Below are 15,136 nucleotides of genomic sequence, written 5' to 3' on the forward strand. Positions count from 1 at the left end.
CTAGTATTTTGATTGTTATTTTATTTTTTGGAAACTTTTAAAGTTGTTCCCGGTTTTAGTTTAGTACCGCTAATATCATTCCATTTTTTAATATTCGTCACGGAAACACCTGGGAATTTTTGTGCAATGCTCCATAAAGAGTCGCCAGACTTGACAACGTAGGTTTTTGCATTTCCTGTACTTTTTTTATTTTTGGTTGCTTTCTTGGCTGTAAATCCTGGTTTTTTAGGATAAATGGTTAAGCGTTGTCCAATTTTTAATTTATTGGAACGCAATCCATTCCAACGTTTTAAATCGCTGACACGAACACCAAATTTTCGAGCAATTTTACCCAGAAAATCACCGCTTTTTACACGATAACGCGTACGTTTTTTCGTTTCAAAGAGTTGCGGTAATGGCTTTTCTCTTTTGGCTAATTCTTCACGAACTAAGTTATAAATCGCATCTTCATTGTTTACAAATCTACCAACTTCTTGCACAGGCAATCGTAAGGTATAATTTCGTCCTTCTACATGTGGAATGATATCTAATTTGTACGACGGATTGAAGAATTGAAGGTCTTCTACTTTTACGTTTAATACTTCCGAAATATGATCGAATGTCAATAATTCTTTTACGCGAATAGTATCCGTTGCAAAGTGTGGAATTTCTACTTTTTCTACTTGAAAACCGTGTTCTTCCGCATATTCAAAAATATACATTGTTGCCAAAAAAGCAGGTAAATATCCTGCGGTTTCGCGCGGTAAGTTTGGACGAATGTTCCAATAATTTACATATCCGCCAGAACGTCTAATGGCTTTGGAAACGTTTCCTGGTCCTGAATTGTATGCTGCTAACGCTAAATCCCAATCGCCAAATATTTTGTATAACCGTGCTAAATATTCACATGCAGCTTTCGTTGATTTTACAGGATCGCTACGTTCGTCTACATACGAACTTACATTCAAATTGTATTGTTTTCCTGTTTGATACATAAATTGCCAAAGTCCGGTTGCACCAACGCGCGAACGTGCTCGTGGATTTAATGCAGATTCTACAATGGCTAAGTATTTTACTTCTAACGGAATGTTGTAATTGTCCAATTCTTGCTCAAACATTGGAAAGTAATATTGACTTATTTTCATCAATTTTTCCATTGATTTTTTGCGCCTTTTTAAGAATCGTCTAATAACACTTTCTAATGACGGATTGTACTCAATGTTGAATGGTGTTCTCTTGTTGAGTCGTTCCAAACGTGCTTTTAGCGTATCGGTTGGCAAATCTTGAAAGACAACAGGATCATATTTAAGTTCGGTAATTTCGTTGTGAATCGTATCAAATAAATCGTCGCCATTTAATTCTCGCAACCAAAGACTATCAATAGAAGCTGCTAATTTATGATCCTGCAAGTCGTATTTTTCATTGACTTTCGTCAGATCGCGCTTGCCATCCAACAATATTAGTGTACTATCAATTTCTGGAAGAATAGTGTTAGTAGTGCGTTTGATTTCATTTTTGGTAGCGAAGTAAATCGTATCAATCATCACGGTTTTTACGCCATCTAAAATGATCGTGTCTTTTATGATTTTGAACGTTGGCTTTTCTATTTTTGGCTTTTTTTCGTCTTCTTGTGCGTTTCCAATAAAAGCTGCAAATAAGAGAAGTATACTAAAGAGGTTTTTCATATATCTACTATGATTTGATCGTTTTTGCGTTTTAAGAATGTCACTGATTAAAACACAATTCCTGCTAAATTCGTGTTTTTTATTCGAATTTTGAAATTAGCGTGTATTAAAAAAAGTCTAACTACGGGAATTAGACTTTTTTAATATGTTATTTCTGTTGATTTTTTACGACAAAATCGCAGCAATTCCTGGCAATGTTTTTCCTTCTAAACTTTCTAACATTGCACCGCCGCCTGTACTTACGTAACTTACTTTTTCTTCAAAACCAAATTGTTTTACTGCCGCAACCGAATCGCCACCGCCAACTAGTGAGAAGGCTCCGTTTTTTGTTGCTTCCGCAATAGCGTCGCCCAAAGCAATTGTTCCTTTGGCAAAGTTTGGCATTTCAAAAACACCTAAAGGTCCATTCCAAAGAATCGTTTTTGATTTTGAAATTACATCCGCAAAGTATTCTTGCGTTTCCGGACCAACATCTAATCCCATGAAACCATCTGGAATTTTACTTACGCCTACAATTTGTGTGTTGGCATCGTTGTCAAATGCATCCGCAGCTATAACATCAACTGGTAAATGGATTTGTACTTTTTTAGCAACTGCTAATTCCAAAATATCATTTGCCAACGCTAGTTTATCATCTTCTACCAAAGAGTTTCCAATGTTTCCGCCTTGTGCTTTTATGAATGTAAATGTCATTCCGCCACCAATTATTAGGTGATCTATTTTTTCTAAAATGTTATCTATAATTGTAATTTTTGAAGATACTTTTGCACCTCCAAGAATTGCTGTGACTGGCTTTTTGCCTGTTTCCATTACTTGTTTGATACTTTCTATTTCTTTCGCAAGTAAGAGACCGAAACATTTTTTTCCTGTAAAGTTTTGTGCAATTACTGCCGTAGATGCGTGCGCTCTGTGTGCTGTTCCAAAAGCATCATTTACATAGATATCGCCAAGTTTGGCAAGTTTGGCTGCAAATTCTTCATTTCCTTGTTTTTCTTCTTCGTGAAAACGTAAATTCTCCAATAATAATACTTCGCCATTTTTTAAACCTGCAACTGCTTTTTCAGCTTCTTCACCAACACAGTTTCCTGCAAATTTAACGTGTACGCCAATAATTTTAGAAACCGTTTCTACAATGTGACGTAACGAATATTCTTCTTGAAATCCTTTTGGTCTTCCCAAATGTGACATTAACACGCAACTTCCGCCATCTTCTAATATTTTGATAATCGATGGTTTTGCTGCACGAATTCGAGTATCATCTGAAACTTGAAATTCAGCGTTTAGTGGTACATTAAAATCTACACGAATTAATGCTTTTTTATCTTTGAAATTGAAATCGTTGAGCGTGTTCACTTGTGTTATTATTTTAGTTATTGTTGTGCTTTATCTATTAAATCAGCAAGCAAGATAAGTTGTTTTATATTTTCGAGAATCACTTTTTTGAAGTTTTTTTTAATCAAACGTTTGCGTAATCTCTTTAGAAACTAAAAAATCCTTGATAGAATAATTTGGTGTCTTCATCCTATTATTTTATCCGTAGTGGAAAGTAGTGTATGTTATGATGAAAAATTCAACAGTTACAACTATATTTGTGACATGCTTTTCCAAGATATTTTAGGATTAACACATATTAAAAAACACCTTACGTTAAGTGCCGATGGCGGACGAATTCCGCATGCGCAACTTTTTGTAGGACCAGAAGGTTGCGGAACACTTCCAATGGCAGTTGCGTATGCGCAATATGTGTTGTGTACTAATGTTAACAGTGAAAATGTAGGCGAAAACGAAGCGTGTAATTTGAAATTTAATAATTTATCGCATCCCGACTTGCATTTTGCGTTTCCCGTTGCCGGAAATCATAAAGTGAAAAGTCATCCAGTTTCCAAACATTTTTTGGAAGAATGGCGCCAGTTTGTAAAAGAGCAACCGTACGGAAATTTGTTCGATTGGTACAAATTGCTTGGAATTGATAATAAACAAGGTCTAATTGGTGTTGATGAAGCGTTGGATATTGTAAAATCGCTTGCGCTGAAATCGTATGAAGGCGGTTATAAAGTGATGATTATTTGGATGGCGGAACGCATGAATACTGCCGCCGCAAATAAGTTATTAAAATTGCTTGAAGAGCCACCAAATAAGACATTGTTTTTGTTGATTGCTGAAGATGAGGAACAGCTAATTAATACGATTCGTTCGCGTTGCCAAATTGTACATTTTCCTCCTTTGGGCGAACAAGCTATTAAGGAATCTTTGATTTCAACACTAAATGTTTCCGAAGCAGAAGCGACTAAAATTGCACATCAAGCGAATGGAAATTATAATAAAGCTGTCGATTTAGTGCATCAAGATTCAGAAGATTTAATGTTTGAAACTTGGTTTGTGGCTTGGGTTCGTTCTGCTTTTAAAGCGAAAGGAAATAAAACTGCAATTCGCGATTTGATTGCTTGGAGCGAAGAAGTTGCCAAAACTGGTCGTGAAACACAGAAGAAGTTTTTAGGCTTTTGCCTGAATCTTTTTAGACAAGCTTTATTACAAAATTATACTGCAACTGAATTAGTATTTTTTGAACCACATACGAAAGGTTTCTTTTTAGAGAAGTTTGCTCCTTTTGTACATGGAAATAATATTTTGGATATTTCTAAAGAACTTCAAGATGCAATTTTTCATATTGAGCGTAACGGAAATTCGAAGATTGTATTGACCGATTTGTCTATTAAGTTGACGCGATTGTTGCATCGGAAGGATCAAAAATTGTAGAAAGTCCGTTTTTATTCTTCTTCTTTAATACTATTAATTCTATCATTTAACTTTTGCAACTTCTTTATAAGCTCTTCGAAAGATTCAGTTTCTCCATAAAACATACTTTCTTTCATAGCTGAATAGTCTTTTTCATATTCCCCTATAATTTCTTTTGGCGGAATAAAATTTAAAGTTTTATGATTGTGTGTATTATAATCTACCCACGAGATTCTAGTTAATTTACTTCTGTGATTTATGATTGTATTGTATAATTCTTCATTATTAATAGCTTCTTCTAAATACTCGGTGTCCATAAGTCTAGAAATATCATACAAATGCCTTGTCATTCGTTCGCTTCGAATTTTCCTTTCCTTTGGTTTTTGAAATTCTTCATGTAACAAGAACATTTTTTCAATTAAAGTTCTAGTTGGTATAACTGTAGGTACAACTATTGGTTTGTCAACAAACTTATGTTTAGGATAAACTGTTCTAATCAATGAAGACAATTCTCTATTTTCAAAAGGTTCTATTAATGATCTAGAACTGATTTCAATAAGTATTCTTGGTTGAAGATACTCTTGTTTTTCTACTAAAGAATTATATTTTAATTCTATGGCTAACGGATCTGTATCTGATTCTTCAAATTCTGTCACGTTTAACTCAAATTCTTTTACTCCGTTTTTCAAAAGAGCTTTTTTTAGAAGTTTAGGGAATTTCTGGTCTACATATTTACAAGATGCTTTTCTAAGGTTTTTAACTTGAGATCGATTCAAATCGCCTTTAAAATCAAAGAAAGATCTATTTATAGCTAAATCAATGTCCTCAGAAAATCGCTCTATTATTCCCCAAGCTTTACTTAAGGAAGTTCCACCTTTAAACACTATGTGTTTAGCTATTTCAGTAGAAAATATAGCCTGTAATGCTATCATTACCCACAAATCTTTTTCTACTACTACTGGAAGTAATCCTGTTTTTGAACTTACTTGATTTATTATTTCTTTTCGATATTCTTCGGATAGATTAAACCAGTTTTCCATATTATTTTTTTAATATACTTTCTACTATTTCAGCGATCCAAACAGGAGCAAGTTTCATGTCATTTTTTACATCCTTAATCTCAACTTTTTTTAAAATATTTTTAATCTTCTCAATGATTGTAGCATCTATATTTTCTTTCCCAAGTTCTCTAAGAGCCTGAATAATTAATACATTCGTTTCGTTTTTTGCAGAAAGTAATTTAGGTGAAGCTATTTTAAATTTGATTGTTCTATTCTTAATTTTAATTGTTCTTGGAGTTCCATCTGTCAAATAAACCACATTCATAGGCACTTGAGTAGACAATCCTAATTTATTAAGCGCATTAATTCCAGTTGGAATAATTCTAGCTTTATCTCTTTTAGAAATTGCTAATGCTATTTGTTCAAGAGTAGGTTGAAGAATCCCTAATAATTCATGGTTTTTTGGATATAGATAAATTCCTTTAGCGAGCCTTACTAGTCTTCCTTTATCTTCTAATCTATTTAAAGCTTGTCTTACAGCAGTAGATGATCCAAATTCTGAAAAACTTGATGGGAAAAATATTTTTCCACGCTTATAATTTGATATTGCTTTTTTTATACTATTTATAACTGATTCAGACATTTTTTTAGAATAAATATGTCACAAATATAATGAATAATTGTGACATAATAATATTTTATTTATTGAAGAAGTGATCTTTTAGATAGTATAAGAAAATCAAAAATCAACCCGAAAAACCAAATTCGGCGTTAAGCCTAACGAAAATTTATCAACGGTTTGCAAACGAAATTGAATATCATTATCTTGATTTAAGAAAGCTCTTATTTCATAATAACGCTCTAGTAGATTTTTACGATCGTAGATATTGAGTAATGAAAAACCTATTTTTCCTTTCCAATTGTGCTTTTTGTCAAAATTGAATGTGTACGTTCCCGAAAAATCCAAGCGATGATAATCAGGAATGCGCGTACTATTCGTTTCTCCGATAAACACGAATAAGTCTCCGTTGGTTTGCGTTTCCGATGTTACAGGCGTATATGGCGTTCCTGTACGGTAATTCCAACCTAAAGAAAATTTAAAATTATTCAGCGTATACGAATGCGCCCAACGGAAATAATGGCGAATGTCATAATTCCCCGGAAAAGTAAGTCCGTTGTTGATTTTGGAGAATTCAAATTTATTGTCTGTGTACGAATAACTCATCCACGTTTGGTAATCATTGATCGTTTTTTCAATGAGAATATCAACGCCATATATTTGACTTTTTCCTTCCGAAAAGGTTTCTAAAACACTCGTATTTCCAAAACTCCTATTAAAGGAAGTCAATCCACTAATGTTTTTGTAATAACCGTCTACATCAACACGCCAACCTTTTTTGTTAAATACAACTCCTGTGGAAATTTGCCTGCTTTTCAATACAGGAAATTCATCGCCATTCGCAATTGCCCAAACTTGATTTTCCAATCCAAAATTTGAGGTATTAAATTCCAATATCTGACTTACCGCTTGGTGTTTTAATTCCGCAGAGAAATTTACGCTAAAAAGCGAATTTAACTTTTTTTCAACGTATAATCTTGGTTCAAAAAACATACTTTTTGCGGTACTGAAATAATTGACACGCACACCTGCATTAATGATGACTTCATTTTGGTCGTTGTACTTATAAGATGAATATAGTGCGTGCGAATTGTTGATACTTTCCTCAGAAGCCGCATAAGTAGTTACGCCATCTTCTGTTCCTTGAAAACCTGAAAAGCCAAATGAAACATCGTTAGATGAGAATTGATACCCTGATTCTAAACTACGTTTTTCATCTATTTTTAAGGATGTATCATAAGAAAATCCGATGTCTTTTATTTTATTTCGTTTTTGATCTTGTTCAGTAATTGATACAATATTTCCTCTGAATGTTCCCAAATAATCAAAGTCAAATCGTGAATAATAAGCACTTAGCGTATGCGAAAAATTAGCATTCCATGTACGTTTCCAAAAACCACTAAAACCTGAGTTTCGAATGCTAAGTTGATCACGAGATGTTTCTTCAAATAGCGCTATTTTAGATCTGAAATCGAGTTCGTTTTTGGTGCGCAAATTACTAATCATGATGTTGTCTTTATCAGAAAGTTTCCCAATTAGTTTTATGGTATAATCTGTAAAATAGAACCTGTTTTCCGTTTCTGAAAATACGTTTTCTATAATTTCTTCGCTTTTTGTAATCTTGGTATTTTGAAAAACACGTTCTGAAAAATTGTTATAGGTAAATGTTTCCCATACGTCTGTAAATGCACGACGTGCCGAAACCATGACGCCGAATTTTTTCCCAACAGGGATTTTTAAATACGCATCGGCATGTGTCATATTAAAACCAAATCCGCCTGATAATTTTTCAGGAACTTTTGTATCCGTTTGAATGTCGATTACTCCCGAAATACGATCGCCATAACGTGTTGCTGTTCCACTTTTGTAGATGGAAACTTCTTCTATTACATATGGATTGAATGCTGAAATAAGTCCGAAAAAATGACCTGAATGATACATTTTGATTCCGTCCCACAAAATTAAATTTTGGTCAGGCGTTCCACCACGAATGAATAATCCTGAAGCAGTTTCGTTTGGACTTTGAATACCTGGCAAGAGTTGTATACTTTGCAAAACGTCAGGTTCTGTAAGTCCTGGAAGAATGCCCAATTTTGATGGCGAAAGCGATAATGCGCCATCTGTTTGTTTGTCGATTCCGGAAGTTAAATAGTTGCTGATTAATACAGTTTCTAAATCATATTGATCGGCAATCATTGCAATTGTTATACATGGTTTTACTTGTAATTCTTTGGCTACAAAACGCCTTGTTTTGTAACCTAAAAAGCGAATTTCAATGGTATCAGAAGGAAATGCCAAGAAAAGTTCAAATGATCCGTTAGTATTTGTAACTGTTCCTTTAAATTGCGTTTTGTTCACAACAGAAGCTTCTATGATTGGTTGTTGATTTTGAGCATCAACCAAAACGCCACAAATTTGTATTTTTCCTTCTTGTGACTGGTTTCGAATGATGTAATAGCGTTCATTTACTTTTTCAAACACAATAGAAGCTTGTTCTTGTAAACGCTGAAAAACAGTGTTTAAAGTTGCGTCTTTGAGTTTTAACGTAATTATTTTGTCGTTGGCTAATTCTGCTCGGTACGAAAATTTTATGTTGTATGCTTTTTCTACCGCTGTTAAGACATTTTGTAGTGGTTCTTTTTCAAACGAGAGTGACACATCATTTTGGGCAAACAATGTATTTGTGATGAACAGTAAGACAACACTTATAACACTTCTCATATACGTAACGGTAAAATTCTAGTGTACGAATCCTTTTTCGTCGTAAAAAAAGTCCGATTATTTCGCTTTCTTAAGGATGATTGTTTTTCCGTCCTTAAAAGTATATGAAATTTCCATAGGAACAAAAACTGTTCTTAAGGCAAGTTTTAAATTTTTGTGTGAAAAAGTTCCTGTAAAGCGTTCCGAAATGTTTATATTTTCAGTGATAAATTGCACTTGATATTGATCTTCCAAAGCTGTAATTACATGTTTTATAGGCATTTCTCTAAAATTGCTTTCGCCTTCTCTCCAAGTTAAATTGTTTACATCAAAGTTCCAAGAAGCAGTTTTTCCTTCAATAAGAGAAAATGCATTTCCTTGTGTTAATAGTGCCGTTTTTTGTGTTTTAGATGCAACTTGTACTTTTCCTGCGTGACATTTTACTTCAAATATTCCATCTGCGGAAAGCACATTAAATTGTGTTCCAAGTACTTCAACCGTTCCAGAAGTTGTAGTTACGGTAAATTTTTCGCCTTTTTTTACTTTGAAATATGCTTCTCCTTTTAAAGAAACAGTTCTATTAGTATCCCAAGAATTTTTAGTGAATGTTAGTGAAGATTTTGCATTTAATATTGCTTCTGAACCATCTGGCAATAGAACCGTTTGTTGATTTCCAAAGCCAGTTTCAACTGTTTCGCCAGACGTAAAATACATGTATGAGAATCCAACAAATAAAAGTACAACGGCAGCGGCAGCGTATATCCACGAAGTATTCAATTTTCTTGTTTTTGACGCAGTAACTTGCTGTTTTTGTTGAATAGATTTCAACGTAGCTTGCTTATCAAATGAAGGCGCTTCTAATTGATCGGCACTTTCAATGATTTGCAGATAGTCGTGATACTCCGCAGAATTTTCAAAACGTAGTTTTTCTTCTGCATTGAGATCGTCGGCTAGCCATCTTGCTAAAAACGTATCATCATATTTTTCTTCCATCATTCTCCTTTGATTCGATTATTAAACAGTTTTCAACTAAAATACCCTACTTTTTTTTAAATATTTCCTATTTCTTTTCGCAACAGAATTAATGCTTTGTGCATTCTTTTTTCCACTGCTTTTACAGAAAGTCCAATGATTTCTGCAATTTCAGCATAGGTTTTTTTGTCAATTCTGTTGAGTAAAAAGACTTCGCGTTGTCCGTCGGGCAGTTTTGCAATGGTTCGTTGTAGCTTTTCTTGAAATTCTTTATGGCGCAATACAAATTCGGGCGTTTCGTTGGAAACTCTGCTCGGCGTTTGTTGTTTGTATTTTAAAACCACTTTTTGATGTGCTACTTCATTTAGAAACATATTGTTGGCAACTGTATATAAATACGATTTGGCTTTCGTAAAAATCACTTTTGCACAATTTTTCCAGAGTTTTATAAATGCATCTTGAACAATATCTTCCGCTTGCTGTTCACTACCACATTTGTAATACACAAAATTCCGAAGTGTTTCGGAATGCGCATTAAATATGCTTTCATAGTGTTTGGTTTCACAAACAGATTTATCTTCTGGAGACATTAATTTTTAATTGTTTATTTGAATTTCCAAAACTACGTAATTTTATTTTTAATGAAATCCTTGTTATACTTCATGAAAAAAGGGAAATAATAGACAATTCTTGATCTTTTTAACACTTTAATTTCAGATTTTTTGTTTTTTTTCAAAATAATGGTAGGGTATTTTCCAAGTATCCTGTTTTATTATCAAACTTAACGAAAGTTATTATTTGTTAGGAAAGTTGAATATTTCGGAATACACATATAAAAATAATAAGTTCAATTGAGTCGGTTTTTTATTAGTTGAAAATAAGTGGCAGCAAAGCTATTGAGACCGAGGCTAAAGTCTTTGTTGCCCTTTTTTTAACTGTACATAAAATTATAGGTTGGGAAAAGAATGCTATGAAAAAGAAAGGCAACTGTTTCGGTAGTTGTTTCAAAGAATTCGGGAAAAAGAAAATACATCTCAAACCTATTTACTAGTTTTTCTTCCCTCGGTAATGTCTGACTTTACCGAGGTTTTTTTGTGCCTTATTTTTTAAATTTCTATACTTTTATTCAGTTTGTATTTGCTAAATTGGTAGTATAAAACATATAATACCAAATATGTTGGCAATAATTAAATAAACTACATTGATACGATTTCTGCTTTTACTATTTACAATAGTATTCTTTACAAATTGTAATAAGAATAACAACGATACTATTGAGAAATTAAAAACTGAGATACAATTTATCGGAGGTTATAGGTATTTTGAAACGCCAAATATTGATATAGAAAGTTTAAGTCAGAATACTGCTAAAAATTTAACCGATTTACTTTCTAAAAAAGAACTCACAGCATCAGAAGTTGATTCTTTAGGTTTGGAACTTGCAATTACTTCACTCGAAAATAATTCATTGAAAATATATAATTTTGGCTATGATTGTGGAGGAACTAGAGGTTTTATAACGCATCCTGTTGTGCAGTGGAAAAACAATCAAAACAAGCTGTTTTCATATAATTTTTCAAAGGATATTAATTGTAGTTTTTATGAAATTCATCAACTAAATCATCCTTCAAAACAATTATTTTTATTGATTGGGCAAGAGCGAGGAAGTGGCGCTTGTCTGCAAAATATTGTGTATTGCTTAGAAATTAAAGATGATGATTTAATCGTTGATAATCCATTTTTTATAAACCGACCCTATATTAATCTTTGTAATGTTGTATTTGATTTTAACCAAGATACGCAAGAATTAATAGGTAATGAAGATTATAATGGAGCCAATAATCTCATATACGCTGTAAAAGGTCAAGGGAAATATTCAGACTCTGAAAAAGATAATGAAAAACTAATTGAGTTGTTGAATGGAATACTATTTATAGAAGAAGAACTTAATGTGATTAATTTATCATTTAATGGTTCACGTTTTATAAAAATTAACGGCTACTAAAAACATATATGGTTAATTCCAGATCGATTATTTAGACTTGAAATTAACCATATTTATTAAATTCTGAATTGGTGATTTTATAAATAAATTACATCAGATTGAGTGAAATTCTGAAATAATTTTGTATCGAAATCACTGAAACGTATAATCAACCTGATCAAATTCTGTGACTCTGAAATACCCAAACGCATAGTTTGATTCGTCAGTTACGTTGACACAGTTTCCTTTGATTTCGGCTGGAATTGATGCAAATGGATTTCCAGCAGAATCATATTGTTCCGATAGTAAAGAAATGTAATTGTAATACCGTTGCGAGATTCCGTATAGTTTTATATTCACTATATCGCCAGGATTAAATTCTTCTAGTTCGTTTTCATCGTCTCTTCCTTTTTCGAAAAATTCTTCTTGCTCATTTCCGTTTGTAAATTCGTCCGATTGTGCTTCTAATGACGCAAATAAATCACTTTCTTCTTTGATTCGGAACATGTAATAGTTGTCTTCATTTACAGGATCATCAAAAAATATAGAAACATCTAATACTTCATCGTCAAATCCGCCTTCCAAAGATTGTGTTACTGCATTAATTGGCGAAACTGGTAGTAAGTTTTCTGTTGCCGTATACGTTTCTCCGTTGTGAATTACTTCTAATGTATAAGAATCATTCAACACAGGAATAAAGTTATTGATTGTATATGTTCCATCGTTTTGATCTGTAAAGTTAAAAACTGCATTGGAATTGTTGTTCGTCACTTTTACAGAAGCACCAATGACACTTGTATTTAATGTTGTTTGAAAATACGGCGTTGATGTACTTATTTTTATGGTTTGATTGTTTCCAGAAGTTCCTTTTTCCCAATCTAAAGAAGCTTCAATTACTAAACGTGGCTCAGCTTCAGGAACATCGACATCTATTTTGTCATCACACGAAATAAACGTGATGAAAACGGCTAAAATTACGGAGAGTTTTATATATTTTTTCATCATTTTAAAATTTAAAATTATATGTGATTGATGGAAGTATGCTTCCAAAAATAGAAATTCTACGCGCTTCGTTCACACCTGTATTAAAATCTTGCGCAAATGAGATTGACGCTGCGTTTCTTCTCGCGTAAGCGTTATACAACCCAAAAACCCATTCGCCTTGCCAACGTCTATTTTTATTTTTTGTTGGTGTCAGCGTTGCTGCTAAATCTAGTCTGTGATAAGCTGGCAAACGATTTGCGTTTCGTTCGTCAAAGCTTGCAATGGAGATTCCTTCATATTCATATTGTCCAGTTGGATACGTTACTGGACGACCAGTTTGATAGACAAAGTTTGCGCTAAATCGCCATTTTTCATTGAAATCGTACGTTCCCGTTACTGAGAAATCATGTGTTCTGTCATATGGCGTGTTGTACCAATTTCCACTATTTATTCCTGGTCCGCCAGCATTTCCGCCAAGCGCTCTTTGCTCTGATTTTGAAAGTGTGTATGCAAACCAACCTTTGAATTTTCCTGTATTTTTCCGTAATAAAACTTCCAAACCGTACGCTCTAGCTTCTCCGTTTAGAATTTCAGTTTCTATATTATTTGTTCCGATTAATTCAGATCCGTCAATATAATCGATTCTATTATCTACATTTTTATAGTATGCTTCTAATTCTAACGAATAGGTTTTGTCTTTTATATTTCGGTAATATCCAACAGCATATTGATTGGATTTTTGTGGTTTGATGTAACGTCCGCTTGGCGCCCAAACGTCTAATGGTGTTACCGAAACCGTGTTGGAAAGTAAGTGTACATATTGAACCGATCTGGTATAACTTGCTTTTACAGAAGAATCGTCATTGAGTTGATATGCAAGTCCTAATCTTGGCTCAAAATTGGCGAATGTTTTGATACTTTCACTTTTTTTGTAATCCGTAGTTCCTATTTGTTCGCCTTCTTCATAGATTCCTATTTCTTCGTTGTATACAACAGGTTGATTGTTGGCGTACTCTGAGAGTGTTTGTCCGCCTAATCGGCTAAATGTACTGAAACGCAAGCCATATTGCGCGGTTAACTTGTCTGTTAATTCATGTTCGGCACTTATGTATGCAGCAGCTTCAAAAGCTCTTTTTTGATCAAGTTTTCTATAGTTAATTAACGAACTTGGCTCTGAAGGTCGTACTTCTCCTGGATTGAAATTGTATGAAATTCCACTGACTCCAAAATCAAGTTTTAGCTTGTCACTTGCATAGTAACGCAGGTCATATTTTAGGTTGAAATTTTTAATGTCTGCAACCCAATCTAGTTTTATAAAATCGAGCACAATTTCATAATTGTATTTACTATAAATTAATGATAGGTTTGAGAATAGTTTTTCATTGAAAACATGATTCCAACGTACGTTTGCTGTTGTGTTTCCGTAAGTGTTTTTGATGAATTGTGAAAGATCAAAAATGTCTCTTCCAAAGTATCCTGAAAGATATACCCGATTGTTTTCATTGATTTCGTAGTTTGCTTTTAGGTTTAGATCATAAAACGAAATTTTATCATCTTTTATTTCTTCAATTAATGGCATAAATATATGCGCGTACGACGTTCGTCCTGCAACTAAGAAAGATCCTTTTTTGTTGAACATTGGACCTTCAACCGCCAAACGACTCGAAATGATACCAACGCCACCATTTACTTCTAAGTTTTTACTGTTTCCATCTTTCTGACGTACGTCTAAAACTGACGAAATTCGTCCTCCATATTTTGCTGGAATATCTCCTTTATAGAGTTTGATATCTTTGATTGCATCTGCATTGAATACTGAGAAAAACCCAAAAAAGTGTGATGTATTGTAAATAATTGCTTCGTCTAGTAATACTAAATTTTGATCGGCTGCGCCACCACGAACGTTGAATCCGCCAGTTCCTTCGCCTGCGTTTGTAACGCCTGGCAACATTTGAATGGATTTAATAATATCAACTTCTCCTAAAACCACAGGCATTTGTTTTATAGTTGCTGCGTTCAGTTTGGAAACGCTCATTTGTGGTTTCCGAATATTGGGTCGTTCCGTTTCTTCTGCTTCAATTACAACTTCGTCAAGTGACGTTGCTGCTTCTTGCATTTCAAAATTGATAGTTTGATCAACATTTAATGTGATTTCTTTGGCCACATCTTCATAACCGAGAAACGAAATGATAATTGTGTACGTTCCTTTTGGCGCTGTTAAGGAAAAGAAACCGTATTCATTGGTTACGGAGCCATTAGTTGTTCCTTTGAGATAGACTGTTGCGCCGAACAACGTTTCTCCATTTTTTTTGTCTTTTATGGTTCCGTTTACACTGAATTTTTCTTGCGCAAGTAGGAATGTGGTCATTAAAAGAAAGATCCAGATAATACTGTTTTTCATTGTTTATTATATGTTCTAATTGATATTATTTAGTTACTGACGAATGATAGGGTAAAATGTTACACGTTTTTTGAA

The 15,136-nt window shown here is 33.5% G+C and carries 11 protein-coding genes; 2 read left to right on the forward strand and 9 right to left on the reverse strand.

Features of this window, described 5'->3' with window-relative positions:
• Positions 1–20: 20 nt before the first annotated feature.
• Together IMCC3317_RS13975 and IMCC3317_RS13980 are read right to left on the reverse strand one after the other, a co-directional pair.
• A complete protein-coding gene (locus tag IMCC3317_RS13975; RefSeq protein WP_160130115.1) occupies positions 21–1,664 on the reverse strand; it encodes a LysM peptidoglycan-binding domain-containing protein in 1,644 nt (547 codons plus the stop codon).
• A gap of 165 nt (positions 1,665–1,829) precedes the next feature.
• On the reverse strand, positions 1,830–3,017 hold the full coding sequence (locus IMCC3317_RS13980; RefSeq protein ID WP_160130116.1) for a phosphoglycerate kinase: 1,188 nt from the start codon (positions 3,015–3,017) through the stop codon (positions 1,830–1,832).
• Positions 3,018–3,260: 243 nt separating this feature from the next.
• Here IMCC3317_RS13980 and IMCC3317_RS13985 point away from each other — a divergent pair, with 243 nt between their 5' ends.
• On the forward strand, positions 3,261–4,421 hold the full coding sequence (locus IMCC3317_RS13985) for a DNA polymerase III subunit (RefSeq protein WP_160130117.1): 1,161 nt from the start codon (positions 3,261–3,263) through the stop codon (positions 4,419–4,421).
• Between the two features lie 11 nt (positions 4,422–4,432).
• Here IMCC3317_RS13985 and IMCC3317_RS13990 read toward each other — a convergent pair whose 3' ends face one another.
• From IMCC3317_RS13990 to IMCC3317_RS14010, 5 genes are all read right to left on the reverse strand, one after another.
• Positions 4,433–5,440, reverse strand: a complete 1,008-nt coding sequence (locus tag IMCC3317_RS13990) for a nucleotidyl transferase AbiEii/AbiGii toxin family protein (protein ID WP_160130118.1) — start codon at positions 5,438–5,440, stop codon at positions 4,433–4,435.
• 1 nt (position 5,441) lies between these two features.
• Positions 5,442–6,044, reverse strand: coding sequence for a DUF6088 family protein (locus tag IMCC3317_RS13995; protein ID WP_160130119.1), 603 nt, complete (start codon positions 6,042–6,044; stop codon positions 5,442–5,444).
• A 96-nt stretch (positions 6,045–6,140) separates the two neighbouring features.
• A complete protein-coding gene (locus IMCC3317_RS14000; RefSeq protein ID WP_160130120.1) occupies positions 6,141–8,741 on the reverse strand; it encodes a carboxypeptidase-like regulatory domain-containing protein in 2,601 nt (866 codons plus the stop codon).
• A gap of 57 nt (positions 8,742–8,798) precedes the next feature.
• The gene (locus IMCC3317_RS14005; RefSeq protein WP_160130121.1) at positions 8,799–9,716 is read right to left on the reverse strand and encodes a FecR family protein; all 918 of its coding nucleotides are present in this window, start codon (positions 9,714–9,716) and stop codon (positions 8,799–8,801) included.
• Positions 9,717–9,769: 53 nt separating this feature from the next.
• Positions 9,770–10,282, reverse strand: a complete 513-nt coding sequence (locus IMCC3317_RS14010; protein WP_160130122.1) for an RNA polymerase sigma factor — start codon at positions 10,280–10,282, stop codon at positions 9,770–9,772.
• A 611-nt stretch (positions 10,283–10,893) separates the two neighbouring features.
• Here IMCC3317_RS14010 and IMCC3317_RS14015 point away from each other — a divergent pair.
• Positions 10,894–11,697: a hypothetical protein gene (locus IMCC3317_RS14015; RefSeq protein WP_160130123.1), complete on the forward strand. Its 804-nt coding sequence runs from the start codon at positions 10,894–10,896 to the stop codon at positions 11,695–11,697.
• A gap of 132 nt (positions 11,698–11,829) precedes the next feature.
• Here the strand turns inward: IMCC3317_RS14015 and IMCC3317_RS14020 are convergent, their stop codons facing one another.
• Positions 11,830–12,678 carry a DUF4249 domain-containing protein gene (locus IMCC3317_RS14020; protein WP_160130124.1) on the reverse strand — a complete coding sequence of 283 codons (849 nt, stop codon included), beginning with the start codon at positions 12,676–12,678 and terminating at the stop codon, positions 11,830–11,832.
• 4 nt (positions 12,679–12,682) lie between these two features.
• Complete coding sequence (locus IMCC3317_RS14025; protein ID WP_160130125.1) at positions 12,683–15,061, reverse strand: TonB-dependent receptor; 2,379 nt, start codon at positions 15,059–15,061, stop codon at positions 12,683–12,685.
• Positions 15,062–15,136 lie beyond the last annotated feature (75 nt).

The sequence above is a fragment of the Kordia antarctica genome, from assembly GCF_009901525.1.
Lineage (GTDB): Bacteria > Bacteroidota > Bacteroidia > Flavobacteriales > Flavobacteriaceae > Kordia > Kordia antarctica.

Coding starts and splice junctions, on each gene's coding strand:
- IMCC3317_RS14000 (WP_160130120.1), bottom strand. CDS start 8,741: ATGAGAAGTGTTATAAGTGTTGTCTTACTGTTCATCACAAATACATTG.
- IMCC3317_RS13975 (WP_160130115.1), bottom strand. CDS start 1,664: ATGAAAAACCTCTTTAGTATACTTCTCTTATTTGCAGCTTTTATTGGA.
- IMCC3317_RS13995 (WP_160130119.1), bottom strand. CDS start 6,044: ATGTCTGAATCAGTTATAAATAGTATAAAAAAAGCAATATCAAATTAT.
- IMCC3317_RS14010 (WP_160130122.1), bottom strand. CDS start 10,282: ATGTCTCCAGAAGATAAATCTGTTTGTGAAACCAAACACTATGAAAGC.
- IMCC3317_RS14005 (WP_160130121.1), bottom strand. CDS start 9,716: ATGATGGAAGAAAAATATGATGATACGTTTTTAGCAAGATGGCTAGCC.
- IMCC3317_RS14020 (WP_160130124.1), bottom strand. CDS start 12,678: ATGAAAAAATATATAAAACTCTCCGTAATTTTAGCCGTTTTCATCACG.
- IMCC3317_RS13990 (WP_160130118.1), bottom strand. CDS start 5,440: ATGGAAAACTGGTTTAATCTATCCGAAGAATATCGAAAAGAAATAATA.
- IMCC3317_RS14025 (WP_160130125.1), bottom strand. CDS start 15,061: ATGAAAAACAGTATTATCTGGATCTTTCTTTTAATGACCACATTCCTA.
- IMCC3317_RS13985 (WP_160130117.1), top strand. CDS start 3,261: ATGCTTTTCCAAGATATTTTAGGATTAACACATATTAAAAAACACCTT.